10 protein-coding genes and 1 other annotated feature are annotated in these 12,601 nt (G+C 38.9%); of the genes, 8 read left to right on the plus strand and 2 right to left on the minus strand.

Annotation, left to right across the window (positions count from 1 at the left end; all coding sequences use genetic code 11):
- The first annotated feature begins 15 nt into the window (after nt 1–15).
- On the plus strand, nt 16–651 hold the full coding sequence (locus AAJG31_RS20930; protein WP_066036504.1) for a DUF421 domain-containing protein: 636 nt from the start codon (nt 16–18) through the stop codon (nt 649–651).
- Here the strand turns inward: AAJG31_RS20930 and AAJG31_RS20935 are convergent.
- Nucleotides 648–2,165: an oligosaccharide flippase family protein gene (locus AAJG31_RS20935; RefSeq protein ID WP_048395180.1), complete on the minus strand. Its 1,518-nt coding sequence runs from the start codon at nt 2,163–2,165 to the stop codon at nt 648–650. The two genes, AAJG31_RS20930 and AAJG31_RS20935, sit on opposite strands and share 4 nt — an antisense overlap.
- A gap of 93 nt (nt 2,166–2,258) precedes the next feature.
- On the opposite strand from AAJG31_RS20935, the gene AAJG31_RS20940 reads away from it, so the two are divergent.
- Nucleotides 2,259–2,567 carry a post-transcriptional regulator gene (locus AAJG31_RS20940; RefSeq protein WP_279495625.1) on the plus strand — a complete coding sequence of 103 codons (309 nt, stop codon included), beginning with the start codon at nt 2,259–2,261 and terminating at the stop codon, nt 2,565–2,567.
- A gap of 346 nt (nt 2,568–2,913) precedes the next feature.
- Nucleotides 2,914–5,181, plus strand: coding sequence for a protein translocase subunit SecDF (gene secDF / locus AAJG31_RS20945; RefSeq protein WP_066036503.1), 2,268 nt, complete (start codon nt 2,914–2,916; stop codon nt 5,179–5,181).
- A 106-nt stretch (nt 5,182–5,287) separates the two neighbouring features.
- On the opposite strand, the gene AAJG31_RS20950 is transcribed toward secDF, so the two are convergent.
- Nucleotides 5,288–6,976, minus strand: a complete 1,689-nt coding sequence (locus tag AAJG31_RS20950; protein WP_066036502.1) for a methyl-accepting chemotaxis protein — start codon at nt 6,974–6,976, stop codon at nt 5,288–5,290.
- A gap of 320 nt (nt 6,977–7,296) precedes the next feature.
- Nucleotides 7,297–7,538, plus strand: a binding site (T-box leader).
- Between the two features lie 99 nt (nt 7,539–7,637).
- Here AAJG31_RS20950 and AAJG31_RS20955 point away from each other — a divergent pair.
- The 5 genes from AAJG31_RS20955 to trpB are packed head-to-tail and all read left to right on the plus strand — an operon-like array spanning nt 7,638 to nt 12,601.
- On the plus strand, nt 7,638–8,966 hold the full coding sequence (locus AAJG31_RS20955; protein WP_066036501.1) for a chorismate-binding protein: 1,329 nt from the start codon (nt 7,638–7,640) through the stop codon (nt 8,964–8,966).
- Nucleotides 8,966–9,994, plus strand: a complete 1,029-nt coding sequence (gene trpD, locus AAJG31_RS20960; protein ID WP_066036500.1) for an anthranilate phosphoribosyltransferase — start codon at nt 8,966–8,968, stop codon at nt 9,992–9,994. The genes AAJG31_RS20955 and trpD overlap by 1 nt, the downstream gene beginning before the upstream one ends.
- Nucleotides 9,994–10,785, plus strand: a complete 792-nt coding sequence (gene trpC, locus AAJG31_RS20965) for an indole-3-glycerol phosphate synthase TrpC (RefSeq protein ID WP_066036499.1) — start codon at nt 9,994–9,996, stop codon at nt 10,783–10,785. Before trpD ends, trpC begins: the two co-directional genes overlap by 1 nt.
- Nucleotides 10,782–11,396 carry a phosphoribosylanthranilate isomerase gene (locus AAJG31_RS20970; protein ID WP_279495624.1) on the plus strand — a complete coding sequence of 205 codons (615 nt, stop codon included), beginning with the start codon at nt 10,782–10,784 and terminating at the stop codon, nt 11,394–11,396. Before trpC ends, AAJG31_RS20970 begins: the two co-directional genes overlap by 4 nt.
- Entirely contained in the window at nt 11,396–12,601 is a 1,206-nt protein-coding gene (gene trpB / locus AAJG31_RS20975) for a tryptophan synthase subunit beta (protein WP_279495623.1), read from the plus strand. Before AAJG31_RS20970 ends, trpB begins: the two co-directional genes overlap by 1 nt.

Raw genomic sequence — 12,601 nt, forward strand, 5'->3', positions numbered from 1 at the left:
TATGGGGGTGTTTATATGGAAGAATATTACCATATTATTTTTAGAACTTGCTTTTTGTATGTGTTTATCATCATCGTTTTCCGTTTAATGGGTAAACGAGAAGTAGGTGAATTATCAGTCATCGATTTGGTCGTATTTGTATTAATTGCAGAAGTAGCAGCCTTTGCGCTAGACGATTATAAAAATCCTCTCTTTAATGCCATACTACCTATCATTATTTTGCTCTTTATTCAAATATTAAGTGCCTTTTTGTCATTAAAGTTCAAAAAAATACGTGACCTAGTGGATGGTGACCCTGCTTTATTAGTAAAAGACGGTGTTATTTTAGAGAGCGAGATGAGAAAACACCGCTATAATTTAGATGATTTATGTCAGCAATTACGAGAAAACGGAATTGCATCTGTGACAGATGTAGCCTTTGCGTATTTAGAGCCTTCAGGCAATCTTTCTGTCTATAAAAAAGATGAAAAAGCCTTTGTGTATCCATTGATTATCGACGGTGATATCCAAGAGAGACATTTATTTACCATGCATAAAGATGTGGATTGGCTAATGGGTGAGCTAGCAAAAAATAATATTACTGACAGTGAAACGGTATTTTTTTGTATTTGGGAAGACAATAAGCTGCATATCCAATTAAAGGAATCCTAGACTTTCTTCGCCAATTTTTTAATGTAACGGAAATCTGTAATACGCAACTGATTGGTAAATAATAAAAAGGTAAATAGCAAAAATAATGTCACACCACTACTTAAAATAAATGGTAGTGATAGTATTGGAATAAGGAAATACTGGGCGACGCAAACAGCAATAAAACAACTATAAGGCACGACAAACATTCTGAAGCCCGCACGCAGGTTTTTACGTTGTCTAACTGTTGCAATATGCAAGAATGACGTTAGTAATACCCCAAAGCCAATAGCTACAACGGCTCCTTTTTCTTGGATACCTGGTTGAGAGGCGAGTACAAACATCACGAAAAGTTTACCTAGCCCACCATAGATGGAGTTCATCATGGCAGCTCTTGCCTCACCAATTGCCTGTAAGATGGAGTGTAGAGGACTTTGAATATAATAAAAATAAAAAATAGGTGCTAAAATTTTAACGTACCCACGATTTTCTTCTAAATGGAAAAGCTTCATCGCTAATTCATCTCCATGCACAAAGAAATACGTAGCAGCAAAGCACCCCACTAGCGAAGACAATCTTAGGGATACCGAAATTCGTTCCTGTAATAGCGGGGTGTGCTGACGAGCGACGGCATCACTAACAGCTGGAATGAGCACAATCGATAAGGCTGTTGATACAAACGCAGGAAATAACAGTAATGGCACCAAAACACCGGAGATGACACCATATAAAATAGTGGCAGCAGAAGCGGTTAAACCGGCCACAGTTAAAGCTTTTAAAAAGATAATCGGCTCTAAAAACCAAGTGAAAGAACCAAAAAGCTTACTGCCTGCAGAGGGAAGGGCAATACGTAACATTGGTGATGCAGGATACCCTTCAATTTTAGTTTTTCGTGTCAGTAATTTCTTTTTGGAAACGATATAGTGTAGCCATAAATACAAGAATGCTACAACTTCGGCTAGCAGTGTAATGCCCATTGCCGCCGCAGCCGTGACAGCAGCATTATTGTAATTAGCCACATAGGGTAGCATTAAAGTAATGAAGCTAATACGTACAATTTGTTCGATCATTTGTGCCCATGCTGTCGGTGTAATCTTTGCAACACCTTGTAAATAGGCACGTAATAAGCCAGATCCAACTGATACTGGTACAGCAAAGAGTGCAATCCATAGTGTAAATGTTGTCTGTTCATTATGTAATAGGGTTGTTGAAATATATGGTATTGTTAGTGCAACGAGTGGCATAAAAATGATCATGCCAATGAATGACCAAAGAATGGCTGTACGCATGACACCAAAGATGTTCTCACGTTTATTTTTTGCTAGTAATTCAGCCACTATTTTAGCCACAGCGATAGGTAGTCCTAGTTGAATGAGTGAGATGAAGAAAATAAACGCTGGATAGACGGTCATATAAATACCGACAGCCTCTTCACCAGCAATCCGCATAAATTGCATTCTATAAAAGAAGCCAAAAAGTTTAGATAAAAAAATCACAAACATTAAAAATAATGTACCTCGTACAAAAGAACTCATGCCATCCGTCCCTTCTCAAGCCGCAAAAATTCATTTACACTATTTGTATGCAAGCATGTCTTACGTTACGACTTTGATTGGAGATGATTCAAAATGAGTATGCAATATGAGCAACTATTTGAAAAGATTCGTCCGGCAATTGATAGTAAGATAGCAGAGTTCCAGCATTATCAATATAATGCTATTACAGCCGAAGAACTCTGGCGCTACTGTATTGAAAAAAAATGGCGTAAAAAGAAAGTTGAGCAACTACGTTTATATGAAGTCATTTCTACCATTTTTTCGGTATCACCATCTGATATCGTCTCATTTAATCAAGTAGAGTTTTTACAAAGTAATAATTGGTTTGAAGAAGTCAATACAGACGAGTTACAATTACTGCTTGGTCCAGTCAGAACGTAATCAATGATGTGTCAAATTTTACAATAATTCTAAGAATCCTATACGTGTTGAATTGACACCAAGCGCAACCTGTTTCATAATAAGTGTGTTGCGCTTTTTTTATTTTGAATAAGTTCTTACTTACATAAGTCTTCATTGCTTTTATTGACATTTAGAAGGCTAGTACCTAATAATACTAAGATAAACTTGCGCGTTATGAACGATTGAAATAAGTAAAGCAACCTTTTTGAAGCACAGGTAACACGATTCTAGATGAAAAGGAGGATTAAACGTTTCAAAAGGTATTGCTAGTTACTTGTTTGGCGTGTAAGGACAGCCCTTACACCAATTCGAGGAGGATTTATTGATGAAACTAAAAAGTCGTATAGTTGCATTCCTACTGATTATCGTGCTATTGGCAGCAGGTATTAGTACGACTGTAAACGGCGTCTTAAAGGACATCAAGCTTGGTCTTGACTTACAGGGCGGGTTTGAAGTGCTTTACGAGGTAAATGAATTAAAAGAAGGACAAAAAATTACACCAGAAATTGTCACAGCAACATCCACTGCACTTGGTGAACGTGTAAATACGATGGGGGTTAGTGAACCGAGTATTCAGGTTGAGGACAAAAATCGTATTCGTGTGCAATTAGCTGGTGTTGAGGATCAGGAATCGGCACGTAAGTTATTGTCTACTTCTGCGAATTTAACATTCCGTGATGTTGATGATAATTTATTATTAGATGGAGACGATTTGAAAGCTAACGGTGCTAAAGGCTCTTTTGACCAACAAAATCGTCCGATTGTATCCTTAACTTTAAAAGATGCGAAAAAATTTGCTGATATAACAAGTAAAATTGCGGCAAAACCCGCAGGTCAAAATTTACTGGTTGTATGGTTAGACTTTGAAGAGGGTGTCGATTCCTATAAAGCGGAATCACAAAAAGCAAAGCCTCGCTATGCATCTGCAGCAACAGTTAGTCAAACATTAAATACAACAGATGTTATGATTAGCGGTAATTTCTCTGTTGAAGAAACAAAAAATTTAGCAGATATTTTAAATGCTGGGGCATTGCCTGTAAAGCTAGATGAAATTTATTCAACTTCTGTTGGTGCTCAATTTGGTGATGCAGCACTGAAAAGTACTATTTTTGCTGGTATTGTCGGCGTAATAGTTATTTTCTTATTTATGCTATTCTACTATCGTTTACCAGGCTTTATTTCCATCATTACACTGGTTGTGTTTACATTCCTAGTATTAGTGGTCTTTGACTGGATTAATGCGGTATTAACACTCCCAGGTATTGCGGCCATTGTCCTGGGTATAGGGATGGCAGTAGATGCCAATATTTTAGCGGCAGAACGTATACGTGAAGAGCTACGAGTGGGTTATTCCGCTAAACAAGCCTTCCAAATTGGTTCTAAACAATCTTTATCAGCCATTGTCGATGCGCAGTTGACAACTTTATTAGCTGCAGCAGTATTGTTCCAATGGGGAACAAGCTCTGTTAAAGGATTTGCTACAACATTAATTATTAGTATTTTATTGAGCTTCTTAACAGCAGTTTGGGGCTCACGTGTCCTATTAGGACTACTTGTAAACAGTGGCTATTTCAACAGTCCTGCATGGTTTGGTATTGCAAAATCTAAACAGCATAGTCTAGATGAAAATATTGGTACATTAGATTTATCAACGAAATTCGATCGATTTGACTTTGTTCACAACCGTAAGAAATTCTATACGTTCTCATTAGCCATTTTAGTGGCTGGTTTAGTGGTTCTTGGCATCTTCCGCCTTAACCTAGGTATCGATTTCTCAAGCGGTACTCGTGTCCAAATTGAATCGAATCAAACATTAACAAAAGAAGAAGTGTCCAAATATCTAGATAGCATTGATTTTTCATCAGAAGATATCATACTCTCTGGTGAGAAAAGTAATACAGCAGTCATTCGCTATAAAGATGACCTTACACAAGCAGAAATTTTAGAATTTAAAAAAGAAGCTGGCGAAAAATATGGTCATGAACCAGCTGTAAGTACTGTATCGCCTACAGTTGGTAAGGAACTTGTAAAAAATGCGATTAAGGCTTTATCTCTTGCAGCAATAGGGATTATCATTTATGTAGCAGTTCGTTTTGAATGGCGCATGGGTATTGGTGCAATTGTTTCATTATTGCATGATGTATTCTTAATTGTTGCCGTCTTTAGCTTCATGCGTTTAGAAGTAGATATTACGTTTATTGCGGCTGTATTAACAATTGTTGGGTATTCCATCAATGATACGATTGTTACCTTTGACCGTATGCGGGAAAACTTAGATCGTTATGATACCATTAATGACCGTGAAGTATTGGCGAATATCGTGAATAAATCGCTACGCCAAACAATGGGTCGTTCGGTTAATACAGTATTAACTGTAATTATCGTTGTTGTAGCCCTATTAATTTTTGGTGCACCATCTATTCAAAACTTCTCTATCGCGTTATTGATTGGTTTGATTACAGGTATGTATTCTTCAATCTGTATCGCAGCTCAAATCTGGTATTCATTAAAAATTCGTGAAATGAAAAAATCAGATGGGAAGCTACGTAAAAAAGAGAAGAAACAATGGGGTACAGACGAGCCTACTGTATAATATAATGAGCAGAGAATGGAAAACATATAGTTTTCTATTCTCTGCTTTTTTCATGCAAAAAAAACTGCTGCCTTTTATAAAAAGCAGCAGATTTTTCATATAGTATTTACAATTTAAATTGCTGGATTAAGCCTTGTAGCTGTTGCGCATTTTCACTTAATTCTTCTGCGACAGTATTTACCTGCTGCATGGTCGCAACTTGCTCGTCAACAGATTCTGCAATCATATGAGAATTCGTTGCTGATTCGTTAGAAACATTGGCAATTTCCGTGACAGAAGCTGCAACCTGCTCTGCACTAGCAGAGATTTCTTCAGATGTGGCAGAAATTTCTTTAATTTGCTCTGTGAATGCAGCAACAGCAGAGGTGATGGAGTAGAAAGCATCTCCAGCCTCATGAATTTTGGCTACACCATCCTTTACAGAAGCTAAACCATTATTTACTGATGCTGCAACATTTTGTGTATCTGTTAGAATTTCTCTTGTAATAGCAACGATTTGGCTAGCAGATTGATTCGATTCCTCAGCAAGTTTTCGTACCTCATCCGCTACGACTGCAAAGCCTTTCCCATGTTCTCCTGCTCTTGCTGCTTCAATAGCTGCATTTAGTGCCAGTAAATTTGTTTGTTCTGAAATTGCTGTAATCACTGTTGTAATTTGCCCAATTTCTTCTGATTGCTTACTTAGTTTTTGCGTTAATGTTGCAATATCAGAAGTTGCTAGTGCGATCATATTCATCTGTTCTTTTGCTGTTGCAATCGTTGCACCACCTGTATGGGCAAGCTGCGTCAGATTTTCTGCATTGTGATGAAGACTTTGAGTCGCCTCCGCAATGCGTTGGACACCTGATGCAGTTTCATCCATTGCCACAGCACTTTGCTGAGAGGCACTAGCAGAAGAAGTGATATGTGTTACATTATTTTGAATTCGTTGAGCAATATTATCGGAAGTTGCAGTTACTTCTTCAGTGCTAGCAGAAAGCTCTTCTGAAACAGCCGATAAATGGGATGCACTATCTTGAATGTTAGTCATTAAACCAGCTAGATTTTGTTTTAATGTATTGACTGCATTGGCAAGTGTACCGATCTCATCTTTTGATTGATGGTCAAGCTCAGCAATTGTTAAATCACCTTGTGCTAATGTATCTGCTGCTCCAATAACCTTGCGTAGGGGCAGGACAATGGAGGCTTTGACCATATGCATAAAATATAAACCAATAATAATACTTGCAAGGAGAAGGCTAATAGCAATGATAATAGCGCGTGAAACGGTTTGATTAACAGATTGGTCAACATTTTGAAGCTGTTCATCGTGATAAGCTAATAATTCAGTTGTTAACTTAAAAATGTCCTTATTGTATTTTGTAACATCATTATTGATGATTGAGAGTGCTAGATCCGTGTTGCCACTATTAAACGCTTGTAAAGCCTTCTGTGAATTTGACAGTAACTCTTTTTGCAATTCCGTGATTTGCTGCATAATATTTTTTGTATAATCTGATCGAACAATAGTAGAAAGTTCATGAACTGTTTCAGGTAACAACTTTTCATAGCGATCTAAATTGGCCTTAGCTGTTTCGTCCTTCTTATTTAAAATATAGGAGCGTAAAAATAAACCTTGAGACGCAAGTTGTTGTTGGATTTTATCTGTTAATTGGATTTGCACCATCCGATGCTTTAATACTTCTTCTAAATCATTCTGAGTTGTTTTAAATTGAATAAATGATACGATGCTTGAGATAAAAAGTAAACATGTTAAGGAAATGAATCCTATATTTAATTTTTTGCGAACGGACATAAACTTCCTACTTTCTTTTATTATATGGAAAAAATTGATGTTCTGAAATTACTATAACTTGATATATTTACATGGTCAATAGTCAAGGAATTTTCAATCGTAGGAAATCTTATTCTCCAATAAGTTTTTATAGAAGGATAATATACCTACTTTTGATTCCTCTGATAAAATAGGAATTTCAACTTTTTTCGTCAGAATTGATTGACAATAGTATTGGATTGGCATAGAATTAAGGCTAACTTTTTGTTCGGTCAAGGTAGAAGATCTCGGGAGCGAGGTCAGCCACAGAACAGATGAGCTGAGTTTAGATGAGAATAGCTGAGAAATTGTTGAATAAGAGTAGTAGCCTAAGTGTGTAATAAAGAGAGTCAGTGGCTGGTGTAAACTGATTTACAGCTTATGTGAATGGACTTATGAGAGTCGCTTATAAAAAAGCGAACGTGATTCCCCACGTTATAGGGGTGCTTTCAAGGTATGGTTTACCATAGCCATGATGTAAAGCACAAAAGTGAGAGCATATGCTCTAATATGAGGTGGCAACGCGGTCATAATCGTCCTCTGCAATTAGGAATAATCCTTTTTGCAGAGGGCTTTTTTATTTTCATTCAGCATTCGTCTAGACATTAGCTAAAGGAATCTTTGAAAAAGGAGCAAAATAGCTATGCAAATAACGAGTTCAAGAACAAAAATGAAAACGATCAATGGCGATTCTTTAACACCTATTTTGATTTTTAGGCGTTTACAGGGAAAACATAAATTTTTATTGGAAAGTTCTACCCAACACGAAGGAGCTGGAAGATTTTCCTTCATTGGTGCTAATCCACGAAAAACATATAAAGGTGTGGGCCAAGAAATCCAAGAGGTTTCCTATAAAACAGGAAAAACATACGTGCATCAAGGGGAACTTATTGTTCTTCTTAAACGCCTCATGCCACGTATTTCCAATACGACGCAATTTCCATTTTCAGGAGGTGCCGTTGGATATATAGGCTTTGGCGGTACAACGATGTTCGTAGATAAAAAAATAGAACTGCCTGATGCTTATTTTCATGTCTATGAAACGATTATTGTCTTCGATCATCAAACAGATGAAGTGACATTGATTCATACAAATATAGATGCAGAAAAGCAGGAACCTGATTTGGAAGAATTGGCTCAACAAATAGTAAACGGGCATATCAGTGACGAAGCATCTTATCGTTATCAACCGCTTGATACTACAACAAACCAATCATTTGCAACGGTTTTACAGACAATGCAAGCCAACTTACATGATGACATAACAAGGGTAGTTTTGCCGAACCGCAATGTAGCCAATTTTCAAGGTGATACGTTGGCTTTGTATCGACAGCTACGTAAAAAAAAGCCTGCAGCCTATATGTATTATATTGAATTTGAGGATCATGTTGTGTTAGGTACTTCTCCTGAAAGTCTAATCCGAGTAAAAGGTGAAAGCGTTATTGCGACTCCTACAGAGGGAACATATCCGCGAGGGGAAACAAAAAATGAAGAACTAGAAAATGAACGTAAATTATACAACCATGAAAGCATTAGGCAATCACATGCACTTCTTGTTAGGGCTATTCAGCAAGAATTACAGTCGGTTTGTTTCCGAGATTCTGTTCAGGTCATGGAGGCTATGCGTATCCAGCGGTCCAAAAAGGCACTGCACATGACGACTAGGGTGGAAGGAAAGCTTTTACCAATGCTTCATGCCCTGGATGTTTTAGCAGCAACCATATCCCCACTTTCAGCAACGGAGCATCCGTATGCAGCTGGTTATTTTGGTGCTCTCGGCTTTATTGGATTTAATGGTCATTTGGATTTTGCCTTAACAGGTCAATCTATTGTAGTTAAACAGGATACCATGCATTTGCAAGCAACAATAACTGTTACCAAATATACAAATGTGCAAAACGTTTTACATCAAGTGCAAGAGGAAGAACAGGCATTTTTACAGTTACTGGTGAACAATGGGGGGCAAAACTAATGGAAAGATTACAAGGGAAAGTACTGCAGGGAACACATCTCATGTACGAAGAAATGCTACAGGCAGCGCAATGGTTATTTCAGGATGATACTCCTAAAGAAGAAATAGCAAGCTTTTTAACAGCTTTAGCTGCGAAGGGAGAAACTGCACATGAAGTAGCCGCATTAGCAACTATTATGCGATCTTTTGCTCTTGATATAGCCGTAAAAGAAGGTAGCTATATGGATAATTGCGGTACAGGTGGAGATGGTCTTCATACTTTTAATATCAGTACAGCTTCTGCTTTCGTGTTAGCTGGGGCAGGTGTCAAAATTGCCAAGCATGGGAACCGTAAAATCTCTTCCTCCTCTGGTAGCTCAGATGTGCTAGAGGCACTAGGTATTCATACAGCTATTTCCATCCCACAAACAGCCCATTTGCTAGAGCGAGAGGGAATCGCTTTTATTTATGCACCGAATGTTCATCCGAAATTAAAGAGAATTGGTGAAGTTCGCCGTTCATTAGGAAAACCGACAATCTTTAATCTTGTTGGTCCTTTAACAAATCCGGTCCCATTATCCACACAATTTACAGGCATTAATCGACCGAATTTTGTCATGGAATATGCCTCAGTCTTACAAATGCTTGGACGTGAGCGGGCCATTGTCGTCTCAGGACCACAAGGCTTAGACGAGGCTTCATTAGCAGGTCAAAATACATTGGTTTTAGTAGATAAAGGAGATTTAATTCCCTTTTCCCTAAATGCAGAAGATGTCGGTCTTCAAATGGCCCCTTTAGAGGCCATCCGTGGTGGCAATGCAGATGAAAATGCGGTGATTATGCAAAAAATATTGGCTGGGGAACGGAGTCCTTATTTAGATACAGTAGTATTAAATGCTGGCATCGGCTTATTTGGCTATGGTCAAGCGGAAACCATCAAAGAGGGTGTTGCTATGGCAAAGGAAAGTATTTTTAGCGGTAGAGCACAACAAAAATTAGAGGCGGTTGTAACATATAGCATGCAAATTAAAGAAGTGGAGGTAGGGTAATGAATATACTCAATAAAATATTACTGCAAAAAAAGATTGAGGTAGGTGCTTTATTAGAGCAGCCAGATCCTTTAGCAAACTTTACAGAAACGCCACGTCGCTCGTTCATTGAATCATTGTGTCAAGCTCATACACTGCAAGTCATCGCGGAAATGAAGCGTGCTTCCCCTTCAAAAGGGTTAATAGCTGGCGGAGCAGACCCAGTTTCTCAAGCAAAAGTCTATGCACTAGCAGGAGCAGCAGCTATTTCGGTCTTAACAGACAAGGAATTTTTTAAAGGCTCCTTTGAAGATTTAGCAGCAGTTGCTGCTGCTGTAGATACCCCACTTCTTTGTAAGGATTTTATGATTGATCGAGTGCAGATTCGATTTGCCAAGGCGGCAGGTGCATCCATTATTTTATTAATTGTGGCAGCCTTAACAGACGATGCCTTACGTGATTTATATAGCTATGCAACGGGCTTAGGCCTAGAGGTTTTAGTGGAAGTACACGATTGTGAAGAGCTTGAACGCGCTCTTGCGGTAGATGCAAAGTTAATTGGCGTTAATAATCGTGATTTACGTACCTTTGAAGTAAGCCTAGAGCGCACCAGAGAAATTGCTAATGTGTTTCCATTTGATGAGAATCGAGTATTAATTAGTGAGAGTGGCATATGGACGCAGGACGATGCGAAGCTAGTAGCTTCGATGGGGGCTAGTGGTGTCCTAGTAGGTGAAGCTTTAATGAGGAGTGGAGATGCGGGGCAAGCACTACGAGATTTGCAAGTAAGTAAAGAGGGGGCATCGGTATGACAAAGGTCAAAATTTGTGGTCTACAGGAGCAAGAACATGTCAAAACAGCTGTTCATGCTGGTGCAGATGCTATAGGGTTTGTTTTTGCACCGAGTAAACGTCGTGTATCCATTGAGCAAGCCCAACAGTTAGCGAAGCATGTACCACAAGGCGTTTTAAAAATAGGTGTCTTTGTGAATCCAACGTCAGCCGAATTAAAGGAAGCAGTAGAGCGAGTGCCCTTAGATTATGTGCAATATCATGGGGAGGAAACGCCAGCATTTATTCAGGAGCAAGGTTATCCCGCCATAAAGGCATTATCGATACGAGAAAAAGAGGATGTTCAAGCGGCTGCCAACTATCAGGTAGATTATTATTTATTTGACGCGCCTGGTACAGAGTTTAAAGGCGGGAGTGGTCACACTTTTGATTGGACACTCCTTGAGCAAGTAGGGATTCCCAAAGAAAAATTACTATTAGCGGGTGGTCTCAATGTAGACAATATTGAAGCGGCTATTACGGATGTAGGGCCTTTTATGGTGGATGTTTCAAGTGGTGTAGAAACAAATGGAAGCAAGGATTCTACCAAAATACAAGCTTTTTTACAGGCAGTAAAGAGGGGGAGCAGATGATGGGAATATCAATAGCAAATAGTGTACCGACAAAAGAAGGGCGTTTTGGACAATTTGGTGGTCGGTTTGTGCCCGAAACATTAATGACAGCCTTGCTTGAATTAGAAGCTGCTTATGAGCAAGCATTACTAGACCCTGCATTTACAGAGGAGCTGTCCTATTATTTAGAAGACTATGTTGGCCGCGAAACACCGCTCTATTACGCAGAAAATTTAACGAAGGCGCTAGATGGAGCAAAGATTTATTTAAAGCGTGAAGATTTAAACCATACAGGTGCACATAAAATTAATAATGCGATTGGGCAAGCACTTCTAGCCAAACGCATGGGTAAAAAGAAAATCGTTGCTGAAACAGGAGCTGGTCAGCATGGTGTGGCAACAGCTACTGCATGTGCATTATTAAATCTAGAATGTGTTGTTTTTATGGGAGCAGAAGATATAAAACGTCAGCAGTTAAATGTCTTTCGTATGGAGTTGCTTGGCACAAAGGTTCAATCGGTGGAAAGTGGTTCTAAAACATTAAAGGATGCTGTGAACGCTGCCCTACGTTACTGGGTGACAAATGTTGAGGATACACATTATATTTTAGGCTCTGCCTTAGGTCCTCACCCATTCCCAAAAATTGTTCGGGACTTTCAGCGTGTCATTGGAGTAGAAACAAGAAGGCAAATCGTGCAAAAAGAGGGGCGTTTACCTGATGCAGTTGTTGCCTGTATTGGAGGTGGCAGTAATGCAATCGGTATGTTTCACCCATTCGTTGATGATGAATCAGTTGCCTTATACGGTGTTGAAGCAGCAGGAAGTGGTCTTGAAACTGGGAAGCATGCTGCTGCCATCGCAGGTGGAAAATTAGGTGTATTACATGGCGCCTACATGTATTTATTACAGGATGAAAACGGCTTTGTCCAAGAAGCACATTCTATTTCAGCTGGGTTAGATTATCCAGGGAAAGGACCAGAGCATTGTTATTTACATGATATTGGTCGAGCTCAATTTGACTCCATCACAGATGCTGAAGCACTGGAGGCACTAAAATTATTAAGCCGAACAGAAGGGATACTGCCTGCACTTGAAAGTTCTCATGCTATTGCTTATACGGCAAAACTTGCAAAGACCATGGCAAAAGATCAGATCATTGTTGTGTGCTTATCTGGTCGAGGAGATAAAGATGTTCACACAGTTCGAGCAGCACTAGGGGGGATGTAA

The organism is Lysinibacillus sp. BS3, from assembly GCF_039614735.1.
GTDB classification, from domain to species: domain Bacteria; phylum Bacillota; class Bacilli; order Bacillales_A; family Planococcaceae; genus Lysinibacillus; species Lysinibacillus capsici.